The organism is Trichloromonas sp. (assembly GCF_034006665.1).
GTDB lineage: Bacteria > Desulfobacterota > Desulfuromonadia > Desulfuromonadales > Trichloromonadaceae > Trichloromonas.
Genome location: NZ_JAVESI010000021.1, coordinates 42,011 through 57,885 on the forward strand (window position 1 = coordinate 42,011; position 15,875 = coordinate 57,885).

The window sequence follows — 15,875 nt, forward strand, 5'->3', positions numbered from 1 at the left end:
TGACTAAAGGATTGACGACAATCATTTTAATTTCTGCTGATGGGAGTTCTTCTACGATGGAATGGCTTTTCTATCTCGGCACCGGCGCTTTCGTCGGTGTTCTCGCCGGGTTGCTCGGCGTTGGTGGCGGCGTCGTTATTGTTCCCTTGCTGGTCTTCACCTTCACCGCCCAGCATCTGCCCGAGGCCTATATCCTCCACCTGGCCCTCGGGACCTCCCTGGCCAGTATCATCTTCACATCCATTTCCAGCCTGCGTGCCCATCATTGCCGGGGGGCGGTCAACTGGCCGGTAGTCAAGGGGATTTCTCCCGGCATTCTGGTCGGCACCTTTCTTGGCTCTTGGGTCGCGGCCCAGCTTTCCAGCGGCTTTCTCAAGGGCTTTTTTGTCGTCTTCCTCTACTATGTGGCCATCCAGCTGCTGCTCGACATCCGTCCCAAACCGCACCGGCAGATGCCCGGCGCGGCGGGGATGTTCGGTGTCGGCAACGTCATCGGTGGGGTGTCGAGCCTGGTCGGCATCGGCGGCGGCAGCCTCTCGGTCCCCTTCCTCATCTGGTGCAACCTGCCCATGCACCACGCCGTCGGCACCTCGGCCGCCATCGGTTTTCCCATCGCCGTCGCCGGTGCCGCCGGCTATCTGGTTAACGGACTGTCGGCCGACGGCCTCCCCGCCGGCACCGTTGGCTTCATCTACCTGCCCGCCCTCGTCGGCATCGCCCTCGCCAGTATCTGCACCGCCCCCTTGGGCGCCCGCCTCGCCCACAGCCTCCCCGTCCCCCGCCTGAAAAAAGTTTTCGCCATCTTCGTGCTGATCATGGGGACGCGGTTGCTGGTGAGCATGTTTTGATGATGGATTGGGCAGCGAACCATGCCGGGTAGTTGGCCAAGTTTGTACGGCGTCGAGGTCAAACGGTTGAATGATCAGGTCCGAAGGAACCTCGACCGGTTTCCTGCCGATTTCATGTTCCAGTTGACAAATCAGGAGTTTAAGGACTTGAAGTTCCAATTTGGAACCGTAAGTCCTTAGGGCGGTCGGCGCACGCCACCTTACGCGTTTCCCGAGCATCGCTAAAGAAAGAGGAGTCCGCAGATGACCCCGACTGATCCCATCCCGACACCATCCTCAAGGAAGACTTTCTCGACGAACTCGGCGTCAGCCAGGTGGCGTTCGCCGCGCATATCCAGATCCCCGTGTAGCGCATCAACGAGAATGTGCGCGGCAAGCGGGGCATCTCCTCGGAAACGGCTTAGCTGGTGGCCCAGGCTCTCGACGCGACCCCGGAGTTCTGGCTCAATCTGCAAGTCGCTCACGACCTGGCACTGAATCGCCCGCAAAAAGCCGTTCCGAAGCTCCACCTGGCGAGCTGACGACGTCTCCAATCTTCCGGTCGCAAGCGAAAAGACTTCACGGCCAAGGAGAGCGGCGCTCCTCGGTCTGCCACCCCACCTCCCCGAGTTCCCCATGAATCCCCAGTCCCCAATGGAAGGCAAACGTAGATCGTTACACTACCGGCTATTGAGCGCTTTTGCGAAGACGGCCGTCGGTCTGGTCGTGTTCTCGGTGCTGGCGGTACTGCTTTTGCGCTTCGTGCCGCCGGTGGCCAGTGCCTTCATGGCGGCGCGCTATGCCGAAGGGGTGTTCGGTTCCCGCGCCTATACCGCCATCGATTACCGCTGGGTGAACTGGAAGAAGATTTCGCCGCAGATGCCGCTGGCGGCGGTGGCGGCCGAGGACCAGAAGTTTCCCGACCATTTCGGTTTCGACTTTGACGCCCTGGCCGACGCCTTCGAACGGTTGGAAGAGGGGGGGCGAATCCGGGGAGGCAGCACTATCAGTCAGCAGGTGGCCAAAAATCTCTTTCTGTGGAAGGGCCAAAGTTTTTTCCGCAAGGGGATCGAGGTGTACTTCACGGTGCTGATCGAGAGTTTTTGGCCGAAGCGGCGGATTCTTGAGGTCTATCTGAACATTGCCGAATTCGGCGACGGCATCTACGGGGTGGAAGCGGCGGCGCGGCGCTATTTCGGAAAACCGGCGGCTAAGCTGTCCCAGCGGGAAGCGGCGCGGTTGGCGGCGGTGCTGCCCAATCCCACCCGGTACAAGGCAGCGGCGCCTTCGGCCTATGTCCAGCGACGGACGGCACACATCGAGCGACAGATGCGCAATCTTGGATCAACCTATCTGCGGGATGTCTGGGATGGGGATTGAGCGGCCGTAAGATTTAGTGCGTCCGCAATTCCGCGCGTTCGGCCCCTTTTGCGGTGAAAAGCTGCGGCAGCAGAGCGATGCCTCCGGCGGGGGGAAGGGGAACTCATCTTTCCCCCCGCCATCCGGCCATCAGAACCATCCGCAGAATCAGTGCCGGCGCGGTGTCGTGACCCGGCAAACGGTTGAGCATTCCACCCTTCCATGACGGAATAAGCAGAACATCGGCAACGTTTGCGCTTGCTCTCTATACCTCCAGCACACTCCCCACCGAACCGAAAAAGAAGCGTTCCCCCAGAATCGCCTGCAAGCGGGCGGCATGTGGCAGACCGGTGCAGTGGGAGACCCCGAGTTTTTCCACCTTGTAGTTGTCCAGCGCCTGCAAGGTGCGCTCGAATTGGGCATCGTCGGCGAAACCGAGATGAGTGCCGCCGAGAATGGCGTAAAAACCGTCGCGGCCGAGTTTTCCCAGGACGTGATCCATAATGTTGACCAGTCCGGCGTGGGCGCAGCCGAGGACCAGGATCAACCCCTTCTCTGTTTCCACCACCAGCGAGAGGTCATCGAGAATGTCGTCGTGGCTCGTCGTGCCGCAGCAGACCTTCGTCATCAGCGGATCTCCCTGTTCGAAGTCGGTATGGCGCGGAACTTCACCCGTCAGCCACAGCCCCGGGGCGACTTCGCGCATCTCCCGGTCGAGGATGAAACGGGCGCCCTGGGCTTCGAGATACTCCCGGCGGTGGTGAATGCCGATGAAGCGGTCTTGGCGGTAACGGGCCAGGAAAAGGTCGGGATGGCCGTGTACGTCGATGGGCCCGGTGCGGCGCAGCACCTCGGGCAGGCCGCCGGTGTGGTCGTAGTGGCCGTGGCTGAGGAGAATCGCCTTGAGTCGGGAGAGATCCTTTTTCAGGGTGAGGGCATTCGGGATGATGCCGAAACCCTGGCCGGTGTCGAAGAGATAGTCACCGGCGGGGGTCTCCACATGACAGGAGAAACCGTGTTCGCCGATGAGATTGGCCTGGGCACGGACGGAATTTTCACAGAGGATAGTCAGCCGGATTGCCATGGGAACTCCTTCCTTTCGTTGTGTTCGGTCATTTTTCTGGGGCGCCTCACGGGCCCTGTCGCGGATACCCGGCGCAGGAGCCGAGCAGTCTGTCATGAATGGCGGCGAGAGCGGCCTCTTCGTCGTCGAGTTCGGCGCAGGCCTGCAGGTTGATGGCCAGGGGCAGCAGTCCGGCGAGCATGACCCGCAGGTTGCCGCAGCCCTCCGGGCCGCCGAAGACCTCAGTCAGTTTGCGGCTCAGCCCCCGGCCGATGACGAAGCCGTGTAGTTGGGCACACTTGCCCGCTGCTTCGGAGCAAAGGGGGGTGGGGGTGCGGCGGAACTCGACGCGGCTGTCGAGAATTTCGAGGCCGGAGATGTCGACGACGATAGCGACCTCGATGTCGTGGAAGCGATCATTCAGGTGGGCGGTCAGAGTCATACGCCCATTGTCCGCAGCCCGGACGTCGTAAGTGATGGCGCGCTGGAAACCTCGCATAGGATTGGCGGTCATGGCGAGGCCTTTTTGTTTACAACGGACGGCATCTTTAGGGCCTGCGTCCGGTCGATGAAGATGAAAGCATCGAAGCGTCCCGGCAGGATGGTGGCCAGATAGTTGTCCCGGGCGTCGAACTCGGGTTGATAGACGACGCCGACGGCGCGCAGGCCGCAAGGGGCGACGAGGGGTCCATCGTGACGGTCGCCGGGCGTGAAGAGCCAGTAGGCGACGGCATGCCCGGTGCGGTGCATGAGCTCTTCGAAGCTGCCCTCCACAGCAGGGGGAAGGGGAAGGATGGCCACCGGAGCTCCCCACTCCCGACCGGAAAGCACGCTCCCTGAGTAGGTGGTCGAACCGACCAGCAGTATCGATGCGTTGTCGAAACGGGTGCGTAGCAGTTCGCCGAGGCTCTGCATCCCCTGTCCGGCCATGGCGCTGAGGCGGGCGTCGCCGACGTGGGTGTTGTGCGCCCAGACGATTCCTCGGGCAGCGGGACCGTGTTGATCGAGCAGACGCTCCAGGGTTTCGGCGAAGTGGCCCACCCGCCGGTTCCAGGCCGAGGCGGCGGAGGTCGCCATGGCCCGGTAGTAGGCTTCGGCATTTTCCACCACATGCAGATGCGCGGTGACCTCGCCGCCGGGCTCCTCGCTCGCGGCTACCTGGGCATGCAGGGCGGCGAGTTCCGGGGTGCAGTCCGTCGCGCCCTGGGAGAGGGCGACGGGGTAATTCAGGGGATTGTCCAGATAGGGAGCCAGGCATTGCCGGAAGGCGCGGCCGGTTTCGGCTGTGGGTGGATGGTCCATGAGCCGTTGCAGGGAGTCGGGGAAGCCGAGCAGATCCATGCCATAGAGGGCGACCCGCCGCTCGGGCGGGCGGACGCCGTTGAAGTGGTGCAGCCACTCCACCAGCTGTTCGAACTCGCTGTTCTTCCAGACCCAGTCCGGCCAGCGGTGGAAGGCGCGCAGAGCCTCGGCGGCATTGGCGACGGCCCCCGGCAGATGCCGGACATAGCGGTCGACGACCTCCGTACTCGCCCAATCCCCCTCGACGACGATGAAGTCAATGTTTTGTTCGGCGATGAGCCGCCGGCTGATGTGGGTGCGGACCCGATAGAAGTCGTAGGTGCCGTGGGTGCCGTCGCCGAGAAGGATCAGTTGCGCCTCTTTCGCCCGCTCCAGCAGCGGATCGAGATCGGCCTCCGTGGCCAGGGGCAGTGCCCGTTCGCGCAGCAGGGCAACCAAGGGAATTTCCTCCGTTGCGTCGGAACTTGCGGCTACGGAAACAACTGTCAGCAGCAACAGCATCGGCAATAGAGTCAGGACTCTTTTCATTCGCGACTTCCTTCTTCGGGGGATTGTTCCGTTCCGGGTCACTCCTGATTTTTCAGTACGTCGAGGATTTCGATATGCGCCGCCTGCCAGGCCGGGTAGGCGCCAGCGGCCAGCCCCAGCAGCACTGAGCCGCCGAGGGAGCCGGCGATGAGCAGGGGATCGATCACCAGGGGCATGTTGCCGAGGCGGCAGACGACCACCACCAAGACCAGCGCCAGCAGCACGCCGACCCCGCCACCGCTCCCCGACATCAGCGCCGCTTCCAGCATGAACTGGCGGACGATGTCGAGCCGCTGCGCCCCGACCGCCCGGCGTACGCCGATCTCCAGGCGGCGGGTGCGCACCAGCAGGACCATGATCGAGAGGATACCGAGGCCGCCGACGGCGAAGGAGATCGACGAGCTGATCAGGCCGAGGGTGCCGACCAGATCGAGGGCTTGCTGCTGCACCTTCATGGTGTCCTTGGCGGTCAGCAGCGAGAAGTCGTCCTCTTTGCCTGGGCCGATACTGTGGCGTGCCCGCAGGATCGCCTCCGCCGCCGGACGCGCCGTGACATGGGCATCGGGGTGGTCGAGTTGCAGATAGACACCGCTGATCCAGTTCTGGTTGGCCATGCGTCGCATGAAGGTGCTCAAGGGAACGAAGACCTGTTCATCCTGGTCGGTGCCGGAAATGTCCGCCCCCTTGCTCTCCATCACCCCGATCACCCGGACGCCGGCGCGGAAGAAGAAGACCTGCTCGCCGAGGGCCTTCTCCGCCGAGCCGAAGAGGCGTTCGGCGATCTTGGCGCCGAGCACCACCACCCGCGCCCGCGCCTCTTGTTCGGCGGTGCTGAAGAAGCGGCCGTGCTCAGGGCGGAAGTTGCGCACCTCGGGATAGGTGTCGGTCGTCGCCACCACCTGCGAGGGAATCTTGTTGTCGCCGAGGCGAATCGGCATGGTCTGGGTGATGAAGGGGACGCCCCGGCGCACCGAGGGGATCCCCCCTATCAGCGCCCGGGCGTCGGCGAGGGTGAAATTGCGGGCCTCGTTACGACTGCGCGCCGTTCCGTCCCGACGAAAGGCGAGCTGGCCGCTCTGGGCGATGAAAAGATTGCTGCCGAGCTTGGCCGTTTCTACCTCGGTCTTCTCCAGCATCGCCTTGGAGACGTGCTGCACACCGGTCAGCGCCAGGGCGCCGAGGAGTACGCCGATCATCGCCAGCAGGGTACGCAGGCGATGGGCGCGCAGGGAAGAGAGGGCGATTTTGAGACTCAGCGGCATGGGGAACCAGTGATTGGTGTAGGGGCGAACCTCGGGTTCGCCTGGATTTTTATGGGTACGGTAGGGGCGGCCCCTTGTGGGTGCCCCTACGAAAATTTATCCTTTCAGCACCTCGATCGGTACCATCGCCGCCGCCCGGCGGGCCGGGCGCAGGCCGAAGAGGATGCCGATGGCGACGGCGGAAAGGGTCGACCAGGTGAAGACCTTCCAGGAGAAAAGGATCTCCAGGATTTCCAGTTTTTCCAGCAGCTTCGCCAGGCCCATGCCGAGGGTCATGCCGAGCAGGGCGCCGAGCAGGGTGAGAATCACCGCTTCGGCCAGAAACTGCGCCAGCACCGCGCCGTTACGGGCACCGAGAGCTTTCTTCAGGCCGATTTCCGCCTTGCGTTCGTCGACGCTCAGGTAAAAGAGGTTGGCGAGGACGAAGCCGCCGACCAGGACGGCGACGGTGGCGGTGAGACCGAGAAAGACCAGCAGCCCGCCCTTGAACATGGAGAGAAACTTGAGGATTTCGTCGGCGGTCAGCAGGCTGAAATTGTCGGGTTCTCCCTCTTCGAGGCCATGTCGGTGGCGCAGCAGGGAACGCAGGTTTTCGACCTGGAAGGCCATATTCTCCGTCGATGAAACTTTCACCCGCAGGGCACGGAAATATTTACGGTCGAGGTTGAAACGCTGGGTCAGGGTCGAGAGGGGAAGGATGATGCGTTCGTCGACGGGAGTGCCGCCGCCGGTGGGGGTGCCGCGATAGATGAGGCGGCCGACGATCTGTACCGGCAGCTTGTCGATGAAGATCGTCTGTCCCAAGGGGGAGTCGTCGCCGAAGAGCTCTTGCGCCGGGGTGTCGCCGATCAGGCAGATCTTGGCCCCCTGGGCGATATCCTCGGCGGTGAAGTCCCGTCCTTCGGCGAGGGGCCAGTTCCAGACCTGGGCGTAGCCTTCGGTGGCGCCGACGATGGCGGAAACCTGGATCTTGTTCCGTTCGAAACGGACCGGCAGGTTGTGCTCGGAGCGCATCGGTACCACCAGGTAGGCTCCCGGCAGCGACTGGCGCAGCGCCTCGACATCGGCGTAGGTGAGGGTGTCGAAACGCTGGCCGACGGCGCGGTTGTGGATATCGCCGCCGATGACGAAGATCGCGTCGGGCCCGAAGGTGTCGACAATTTCGTAGGCTTTGCGCTCGGCGCCGTCGATGGCGGCAACAATGACGGTCAGCGAGGCGATGCCGAGACCGACGCCGAGGATAACGAAACAGCTGCGCAGCCGATAGGCCCAGACCGCGACCAGGGCCATGCGCAGAATGCGCCCGCTTAGGCGCAGGCGATCAAGAATTGCGGATGCGGCCGTCATCGAGAACAATCCGGCGTTTGGCGTAGGCGGCGGTCTGCTGGTCGTGGGTGACGAGAATCACCGTGCGCCCCTGGCGGTTGATGTCACTGAGCAGTTCGAGAATCTCGACGCTGGTTTTGGAATCGAGCTGACCGGTCGGTTCGTCGGCCAGCAGCACCTGGGGATCGTTGACCAGCGCCCGGGCGATGGCCACCCGCTGCTGCTGCCCGCCGGAGAGCTGGCTGGGTTTGAAATCCATGCGGTCGGCGAGGCCGACCAAGGCCAGCAGTTCCTCGGCGCGGGCCCTGAGTCTGCGACCCGCCGTGTGGCCGTAGAGACCCGGCAGCATGACATTCTCCCGCGCCGAGACATAGGGAATGAGATAGAAGGACTGGAAGATGAAGCCGATCATCCGATTGCGCAGTTCGCTCAGGTGGTCGTCGGCCAGTTGCGCCACATCCTGCCCGTTGAGCAGGTAACTGCCGGCCGACGGTCGGTCGAGCAGGCCGAGGATGTGCATGAGGGTCGATTTGCCCGAGCCCGAGGTGCCGAGCAGGGCGATGAACTCACCCACGGCGATATCCAGAGAGATTCCCTTGAGCACCTCGACGGGGGCGCCCCCCTGACTGAAGCTTTTGCCGATATCCGCGAGGCGGATGACGGTGTCCCCGGCGGTCACGGTTTTTTCTTTCTGGCTGGCGCTTGATCAGGGAGCTCGACCCGGGTGGCGACTTCATCCCCAGCGGCGGGTCCTTCGAGGATTTCCGTGTGGCCGAGGCCGGCCAGCCCCAGTTTCGGCGTGACCTGGCGCACTCCGCCCGTTGCCTGCTTGATGAAGACGACCTGGGCGCCGTTCACCCACTTGATGGCGGCGTTGGGCAGACGCGGTACGTTCTGCTTCTCTTCGACGACGATGCGTACCTGGGTGGTCATCTCCGGACGCAGCATCTCCGCCTGCTCGCGGTCGATTTCCACCAGCGCCCGGTAGTAGACGATATTGTCGCGGATTTCCGGTTCGGGGTAGATGGTGGCGACCTGTCCCGCGAAGGTTTTGTCCGGATAGGCGTCGACCTTGAATTCTACCCGCTGCCCGGGCTTGGCCTGGCCGACGTCGGTTTCATCCACATAGACCCACATCTCCAGACGGGTGGGGTCGATGACCGTGACTAGGTTGGCGACCTGCAAGCCGGCAACGATAGTCTCGCCCTCCTGGGCGGTGACTTGGCTGACGACGCCGGAAAGGGAACTCTCCACCGCGGTGTAGGAGATGCGAATCTCCAGCGCCGCCAGCGCCGCTTCGGCCTGGCTTACCGCCAACTGCGCCTTGCGCGACTCCTGGTCGAATTCCTGCCGCTCCCGGTCGAGGGCCGCTCGCCGCGAGCGCGTCTGGCCGGCGTCGATCTCCGCCTGTTGCCGGGCTCTCTCCAGCTCGTCCTGGGAGATGACTCGCTCCGCGACCAAAGTCTGCTGACGCCGATAATTGTTTTGCGAGTAGTCGGCGCGGGCAACGGCCAGTTCCAGTTCCGCCTCGGCCTCGGCGATGCGTAAGGGATAGACCCGGGCGATACGCTCCCGCTCGGCGCGCAGAGAGGCGAGTCGGGCGCGGGCTTCGTCGGCCTGGGCCACCAGTTCGCGGCTGTCGATGCTCGCCACCAGTTGCCCGGCTTCGACCCGGTCGCCGACCTTGACCAGCATGCGGTCGATGACCCCGGTGGCGCGGGCGCCGATTTTGACGATACCGCCGACCTGGGACTTGATGATGCCGGTCTCTTCCAACACCTTGCGGACCGTTCCCCGCTCGACCTTTTCCGTGGCCAGGATCCGGATTTCTTCTTTTTTGTGAGTGGCTTTCCACCACCAGAAGGCGCCGGCCAGGGCACCGAGGACAAGAATCAGGGCGATGGTTTTTTTCATGGATGGAAGAACCTTTGTGGCGAGGGAGTAGACGACGATGAAGGTCTCGCGGGCGGCCGGTTTTTATTTTTCTATCTTTAGCAGAGTTTGCCCGGGAAGGAAACCGTCGAACCCCTGATTCGAAACTGCACAAAACGTCGGCGGGCCGCTTTACCGAAAGCGGCCCGCCGTAAATTCCTTACCCGCGATCGGGGATCAGAGCCCCCAGACCAAGCTCTTGGCGATCCAGCCGCTACGTTCTTCCTCCTGCCCGCCGATTCGTACCCAGTCCCCCTGCTCTTCAAGAACCTGGTAACTTTCGCCGCCCATGCCCCGGAAGGCGACAGGATGCTCGGTCCCCGGACCCTTGCGGACGTTGACGTTATCCTTTTTGATGACCACCGCCGGAGTTTTGTCGACCAGGGTGTTGTGAATCCAGCCGACGGCTCCCTTGAAATCCTGGACTTCAAGATAACGGTCCTCGGTTTTCCGAACCTCCAGGGGGGTGGCGAAGGGCAGGATGGCGACGACCTCGGAGCCGCTTACGGCGGGCTTGTCCCGCAGTTCGGCCTGGGCGACGGTCACGGTGACCATCTCGGCGAAAAGCGGAGGCACGGCCAGCATCAACAAGGTAAAGACGAGTACGGCGATTTTCATTGTTCCTCCCAAGAATGGATGTGTTTTGCGGTAGTTTATCCGGACTAATCTAACATCGGTCCTCGGAGGGGTTCAAGGATTTTTCGCCGTGCGAACCTTGTGTCCGCACCGTGCCGGTGCCTGCTTTTCAGAAGGGGGTACGGGCGAAGTGGCGTTTGGTCGCCTCCTGCAGCTTGATCACGGCGTTGAAGGCTTCGCGCAGCAGATCCTGCTCGCTTTTCGACAGGAGATACGGGTTGAGGTAGTGACTCGGCGACTTGCCCGCGTCGATGCACGCGATTTCATTGCGAAGACGCAGAAAGGACAGGGCTTCAAAGGAGGCTTGGATGTGCTCGGCGGTTTCCGGGGAAAAGACGTTACGATTGACCAAGCCCTTGAGGCGGTCGAGGGTGGTCAGTTCGTGCATCCCCTTTTCGAGAGCGAACATGCGGATGCAATCGACGATATAGATAATGCCGCCCTGCTTGATTGACAACTCGCCCTTGTGATCCCCGTTCTTCTCCAGTAGAAAACGGCCAAGCATGCCGACGGGCACCTTGTAGCGCAGGTCGAGAGACATCATGTGGTAGAGAAAAACCTGAAATTCGCTGATTCCCCGATCGATAATATCATGCAGGCTTTTGGTCAGGCTAGCATCGCCGGCGATTGGGGCAAAGTCGAAGAGGATCGACGAGTAGCGCACCTTGTGCGGCTCCGGGGTGTTGATCCAGCCGCTGATCCTCGCGTCCCAGTCTTGCACCCGTCCGCGCCAACTGGGGTTGTTGGCCATGACCTTGCCGTGACACAGCGGGTAGCCGATTCGGTGCAGTGCACTGACGATCTTTTCGGCGAAGGGGATGAAGAACGCCTCGACTTCCGGCAATCGGTCATCGGGGAAGTCCTCGTAAATAAACCCGTTGTCCTGATCCGGGTTGAGCAGCATCTCCCGGCGCCCGCCGCTACCCATGATCATAAAACAGTAACGGATATTGGGGGGGAGATAGCCCTCGGCCAGCATCTGCTCCATGCAGATGTCATACCCCCGGCGGATAATGCCGTGGTGAAGGTAGGAGAGGATTTCCATGACTTCGGGGGTCCGGCGGGTTTCCGAAAGGAGGGATCGGGCGACGGTTACGAGTTCCCGGCGGATGGCGGCCAGTCCTTCCAGCGAGGTTTCCTCGCGGATGTTGCCGACCAGCAGCATCGCTTTTTGGCTGCGGAAGCGCATCAGGTCACGCACGGTCACGATGCCGACGGCCTTGCCGTTGTCCACCACCGGGAGGTGGCGGATCTGGTGATTGAGCATGTAAGCCATGGCCTCATACATGTAGGTCGAAGGGGGCATGGAAAGGGGTTGCGGGCTCATGACATCGGCGGCGGTCAGGATGTCGGGATTGCCGGTATCAAGCGCCAAGGCGTTTGCCACCAAGTCGCGTTCGGTGATGATCCCCAGGGGTATGTTATTGGGGTTGACCACCAGTAAGGCGCTGATCTGGCTTTTGGTTAGGTGTTTAGCTACTTCGCGAACGGTTTCTGTGGGGGCGCAGGCTTCCACCGGAGAGGTCATTATTTCGGAGAGCCGCTTTTTGAACGGGTAGGCCTCCACGTGGGTCAGGGCTTGCTGGGTCTGGTCCGCGACAAGATCTTTATAAAGTTTGCGGATGCGGGAGTGGATAATGCGCGTGAAGTAGTCGCTGATCTGCGGATACTCGAGCGCGGTTCGTTTCAGGATGGCTTCGGGGATCAAATAGCAATCCGTGGGGTTGACGGTGCGCGCTCCGCCGCTATAGGGCTCCTCGGTAAAAATCGGGGTGCCGCCGAAGAAGGACCCTTCGTTGCGGAAATCGACCACCATCTCTTGCCCGCCGGGAGCGAGCACGGTGATTTCGATCAGGCCCTCCTTGATTACATAAAGAAATCCGGTGGACGGATCGTGCTGCTTGAAGATGTAGGTTCCGCCGGGGAACTTCTTCAGGACGGCCGACGCGCAGATTTCGTCGCGGATGGAATCCGGCAGGTGGCGGAACGGTTCCGTTTCTTTTAGATGTTTGATAAGGGGCATCGGTCTATCCTAGAGGTAATGGCCGAGTCGTTTCGGCAATCCGCGGGAAGGCGCCGTCAGGACGGGCCTGGGCTGGTAACTCTTCAATTAATCCTAGCAGTCTGTCGGTCTTGAAGTGTTTTTGGCCCAGATTAGTCAAAAATGAACACGGTGGGTCCTTCGCCGAACAAGAAGTCCCGTTACAGAGGAATTGTGGATGTCGATTTTTTAAAATTCGGGAAAGTCCGAAAAACTCCTAGCCTTGAATGCCTAGCGTGGCAAATGGTTTTCCGACGGCGCCCGACGTGAAAAAGACCGTCAATCATTCGTTTCGCCGGACTTGCTCTTCGGGTCGCGGTCGCAAACCAGGCCCAGAAAAAAGCAGGACGAACTGGCCGCCATCAATTCACCGATGTGGGTGAAAAAATTCTGCGTCATCATCAGATCGACCCCCATCAGGGTGATGCCCAACATGCGAAGGGCATGGCCGAACGTTTGCGGTTGAGCAACTTGAACATGACGGACTTGCTTTTGGGCGCCGGGAGCGGGCAGCGGAAAAGCTCTAGTGGAAAAACGCGACGTTTTTATTTCTTGGTTCGGCGGCATTTCCCGGGAGATTGTGAAGCTTACGCAGAATGTTGTCGCTTCTGTCCGCCGTCTCTTCCGTTACCTTCTCCGCCATGACGTTGGAAACGATGATGTTGAGTAAGAAGGCGATCGGGCAAACGATGAGCGCCGACGAGGTGGCCGGCATCAGCCCCTCGGGTCCGAAGAACTCAATGCCGAGAATCCAACCGACCATGGCCATGAGGGTCATGCCGAACCCCCAGATCATGCTGGCCATCGCGCCGTATTTATTGGATTTTGAGTACCAGATGCCGAGGACGACCACGGGAAAGATTGTGTTGCCGGCGATGGCGAAGGCCATGGCGACGATTTGGGCGATGAGGGCCGGCGGCTTGAGGGCGATGACGATGACGATGATGCAGATAATGGCGGTGAAGATACGTCCTACCATCAGCGCCTGCTTGTCGGTGCATTCGGGACGCAGTACCGTGGCGTACCAGTCGTGGGCGATGGCTGAGGCGCCGGTCATGAGCAGCCCGGCGAGGGTGGAAAGGCCAGCGGCCATGGCTCCTGAGGCGAGGTAGCCGATGTAGGCGATGCCGAGATTGGCCCGCTCCGGAGCGGAAAGGATGATGACGTCGGCGACGGTCGGTCCGCCGTTCGGATTCCAGAATTTGCCGAGCACTGCGTAGACCGGCGACGACCAGTAGAGCAGGCCGATGAAGAATAGCCCCCAGAGCACGGATTTGCGGGCGATGTCCTCGTTCTTTACGGTGTAGAAGCGGATCATGATGTGCGGCAATCCGGCGGTGCCGACCATCAGGGTAAAGACTAGGGCGATAAACTGGTAGAAGTTGCCCATCCCCCAAGGGAGAAAGGTCCGGCGCAACTCCAGGGCTTCCTCGGGACTCAGCGGAGGACCGGCGACGCTACCCTCCATGAGTCCGGAAAGGATCGGGCCGTATTCCAGTTGAGGCAGGATACCGGCGCCGCCAGCCTTTTTGATGAGCACCCAGAGGGGGATCATGAAGGCCGAGATCAGCACCACGTACTGAAGCTGCTGATTGCGGGTGACCCCGGCCATCCCCGAGACAAGCATGTAGGCGGTGACGACTCCGGCGGCGAAGAAGACGCTGGCGGTGTAGCTCATGCCGAAGATCCAGCCGCAGATCAGTCCGATGCCCTTGAACTGGGCGGCGGCGTAGGTGATGGTGATGATGACCGTGACCGAGGCGGCGAGGAGCCGTACCACATGGCAGTCGAAACGGTCGCCGAGAAATTCGGGGATGGTGTATTTGCCGAAACGCCGCAGCTGGGCGGTGATCAGGCAGAGCAGCAGCACGTAGCCGCCGGTCCAGCCGATGATGTAGCCGAGGCCGAACCACCCCTTGAGGTAGAGCAGCCCGGCTACCCCCATGAACGAGGCGGCGGACATCCAGTCCGAGGCGATGGCGGCGCCGTTGCCGAATTTGCCGATCTCTTGGCTGGCAACCCAGTACCCCGAGGTGTCGGACACTTTTGAAAGAAAACCGACGCCGACGTAAACGCAGAGCATGGTGATCATTATGACCGCCGGAATCAGCTTGAATCCCTGCTCGACTTGGTAGATTTCTTCTCCCGCCGCAGCAAAGAGGTTGACGGCCAAGCCGCAGATCGCGGCCAGGGTCAGGCAGAGAATCAACGAAGTTCTGTTCAAAGGGATTTCCTCCGGGGATTCCCGCGGGCTACTCTCTTGTCCCATAGCGTGCAGTAAAGCTTGCACAGCAGAACGTAGCCTACAGTGCAGCCTTGGGCGATCAGCCAGTAATGAAGTGGAAAACCGAGAAACCGGCTACGGGTGATAAACGATTCGCCGGATCCGCTGGGATCACCCAGCCCGACCAGATAGATGAGCAATGGAATGCCGTAACTAAGGATCGCCCAGAGCACTATGACGATGCTGGTAATGCGCGCTTCCGCCTTCATGCTCGGCGTCGAAGGCCGAAAAAAGTTGACGTACACGCGCTTCTTGATGGCCATTCTCATCCTCATGGGGGAGACGCCTAACTATAGATGGAAAAGGCGTTTCAGTAAAGATTTTTACTGGCATGTGGGCCGAGATAGCCCAGTTTGGAGGAGATGATCTGGCCGGCGTCCTTGAGCCGGGGAAGGAATTCCGCTTCGATCAAGGCCGGGTTCATGCGGAAATCCGGGCCAATCATGGCGAGGCTGGCGACGGTTTCGCCGTGGAGATTGAGCAGAGGCACGGCTAGGCAAGTCACGCCTTCGCCCAGGGCCTCAGTGCCGACGCAGAACCCCTGTTTGAGAATTTCCCGAAGTGTTTCATCGGCCAGGCCGGGATCTTGCGTCGGACGGTGTTTGCGTTCGGGACCGGCTTCCTCTTGGAGCCAGGCGCCGGCCAGCAGGATTTGGCCGGCTGCGGAGAGGGCCAGCGGATACCGTTTGCCCACCAGTGAGACGATTTTGACCTGCAAGGGGGTGTCAACGGCATCCAGAAAGAGCAGGTCGTCATCGCGCCGAACCGCCAGATAGACCGCCTCGTTACATTCCCGGACCAGCTGCTCCATGACCGGGCGGGCTTTTTTCAGCAGGCTCATGCGCGAGAGAAATTTCTGCCCCATTTCGTAAGCGGCGATACCCAGCCGGTATTTCCCCGAAAGCTCTTCCCGCTCGACATACCCACGACTTTCGAAGGTGGCCAACAGCCTGAAAACGCTGGTTTTGTTCATGCCGAGTTTTTCACTGAGACGGGAGATTCTGACCTCGTCATCGTCATCGCAGAGCGCCTCAAGAACATTGAGCGCGTTCTCCACTGACTGAATGGAATAAGTTTCTTTCTCGCGGCTGGGCAAGGGGTGCCTCCCTTCTCGGGCGGTTACTGTTGACCGGACATTTGCCTTGAAAAATAATACGGCGTTTTATTTGTGTCAACTTTATTTTTCGTGTAACTATTCAGCACGAAATTTGAAAAAAGTTCTTGACACGGTCTTTATGTCATTTTTGTAAACTCTGCACGCCTTGTTCGAGGGGTGCGCAAAGACCTCTCAGGAGAACCGCGCTCCTCCCTGGGG

At 61.1% G+C, this 15,875-nt stretch carries 16 protein-coding genes; 3 read left to right on the forward strand and 13 right to left on the reverse strand.

Annotation, left to right across the window (positions count from 1 at the left end):
• The first annotated feature begins 56 nt into the window (after positions 1-56).
• The 3 genes from RBR25_RS09625 (at position 57) to mtgA (ending at position 2,207) form a co-directional block, all read left to right on the forward strand.
• Complete coding sequence (locus RBR25_RS09625) at positions 57-848, forward strand: sulfite exporter TauE/SafE family protein (RefSeq protein ID WP_432819340.1); 792 nt, start codon at positions 57-59, stop codon at positions 846-848.
• Between the two features lie 21 nt (positions 849-869).
• The gene (locus RBR25_RS09630; RefSeq protein ID WP_432819341.1) at positions 870-1,028 is read left to right on the forward strand and encodes an ORF6N domain-containing protein; all 159 of its coding nucleotides are present in this window, start codon (positions 870-872) and stop codon (positions 1,026-1,028) included.
• Between the two features lie 435 nt (positions 1,029-1,463).
• Complete coding sequence (gene mtgA, locus RBR25_RS09635) at positions 1,464-2,207, forward strand: monofunctional biosynthetic peptidoglycan transglycosylase (RefSeq protein ID WP_432819342.1); 744 nt, start codon at positions 1,464-1,466, stop codon at positions 2,205-2,207.
• Between the two features lie 244 nt (positions 2,208-2,451).
• Here mtgA and RBR25_RS09640 read toward each other — a convergent pair whose 3' ends face one another.
• The 13 genes from RBR25_RS09640 to RBR25_RS09700 form a co-directional block, all read right to left on the reverse strand.
• Positions 2,452-3,270, reverse strand: a complete 819-nt coding sequence (locus RBR25_RS09640; protein ID WP_432819343.1) for an MBL fold metallo-hydrolase — start codon at positions 3,268-3,270, stop codon at positions 2,452-2,454.
• A gap of 46 nt (positions 3,271-3,316) precedes the next feature.
• The gene (locus RBR25_RS09645; RefSeq protein WP_432819344.1) at positions 3,317-3,763 is read right to left on the reverse strand and encodes a DUF2889 domain-containing protein; all 447 of its coding nucleotides are present in this window, start codon (positions 3,761-3,763) and stop codon (positions 3,317-3,319) included.
• Positions 3,760-5,079 (reverse strand): erythromycin esterase family protein, encoded by a 1,320-nt coding sequence (locus tag RBR25_RS09650; protein WP_432819345.1) that lies wholly within the window; start codon positions 5,077-5,079, stop codon positions 3,760-3,762. The genes RBR25_RS09645 and RBR25_RS09650 overlap by 4 nt, the downstream gene beginning before the upstream one ends.
• Before the next feature lie 38 nt (positions 5,080-5,117).
• The gene (locus RBR25_RS09655; RefSeq protein WP_432819346.1) at positions 5,118-6,341 is read right to left on the reverse strand and encodes an ABC transporter permease; all 1,224 of its coding nucleotides are present in this window, start codon (positions 6,339-6,341) and stop codon (positions 5,118-5,120) included.
• A gap of 96 nt (positions 6,342-6,437) precedes the next feature.
• Positions 6,438-7,688 carry an ABC transporter permease gene (locus RBR25_RS09660; protein ID WP_432819347.1) on the reverse strand — a complete coding sequence of 417 codons (1,251 nt, stop codon included), beginning with the start codon at positions 7,686-7,688 and terminating at the stop codon, positions 6,438-6,440.
• Positions 7,663-8,346: an ABC transporter ATP-binding protein gene (locus tag RBR25_RS09665; protein ID WP_432819348.1), complete on the reverse strand. Its 684-nt coding sequence runs from the start codon at positions 8,344-8,346 to the stop codon at positions 7,663-7,665. Before RBR25_RS09665 ends, RBR25_RS09660 begins: the two co-directional genes overlap by 26 nt.
• A complete protein-coding gene (locus RBR25_RS09670; protein WP_432819349.1) occupies positions 8,343-9,581 on the reverse strand; it encodes an efflux RND transporter periplasmic adaptor subunit in 1,239 nt (412 codons plus the stop codon). The genes RBR25_RS09665 and RBR25_RS09670 overlap by 4 nt, the downstream gene beginning before the upstream one ends.
• 195 nt (positions 9,582-9,776) lie before the next feature.
• The gene (locus tag RBR25_RS09675) at positions 9,777-10,217 is read right to left on the reverse strand and encodes an SH3 domain-containing protein (RefSeq protein ID WP_432819350.1); all 441 of its coding nucleotides are present in this window, start codon (positions 10,215-10,217) and stop codon (positions 9,777-9,779) included.
• Between the two features lie 127 nt (positions 10,218-10,344).
• Entirely contained in the window at positions 10,345-12,258 is a 1,914-nt protein-coding gene (locus RBR25_RS09680) for a putative nucleotidyltransferase substrate binding domain-containing protein (protein WP_432819351.1), read from the reverse strand.
• Positions 12,259-12,555: 297 nt separating this feature from the next.
• Entirely contained in the window at positions 12,556-12,843 is a 288-nt protein-coding gene (locus tag RBR25_RS09685) for a hypothetical protein (protein ID WP_432819352.1), read from the reverse strand.
• A complete protein-coding gene (locus tag RBR25_RS09690) occupies positions 12,800-14,500 on the reverse strand; it encodes a VC_2705 family sodium/solute symporter (protein ID WP_432819353.1) in 1,701 nt (566 codons plus the stop codon). The genes RBR25_RS09685 and RBR25_RS09690 overlap by 44 nt, the downstream gene beginning before the upstream one ends.
• Positions 14,497-14,823 (reverse strand): DUF4212 domain-containing protein, encoded by a 327-nt coding sequence (locus RBR25_RS09695; protein WP_432819354.1) that lies wholly within the window; start codon positions 14,821-14,823, stop codon positions 14,497-14,499. Before RBR25_RS09695 ends, RBR25_RS09690 begins: the two co-directional genes overlap by 4 nt.
• Before the next feature lie 47 nt (positions 14,824-14,870).
• The gene (locus RBR25_RS09700) at positions 14,871-15,656 is read right to left on the reverse strand and encodes an IclR family transcriptional regulator (RefSeq protein ID WP_432819355.1); all 786 of its coding nucleotides are present in this window, start codon (positions 15,654-15,656) and stop codon (positions 14,871-14,873) included.
• Positions 15,657-15,875 lie beyond the last annotated feature (219 nt).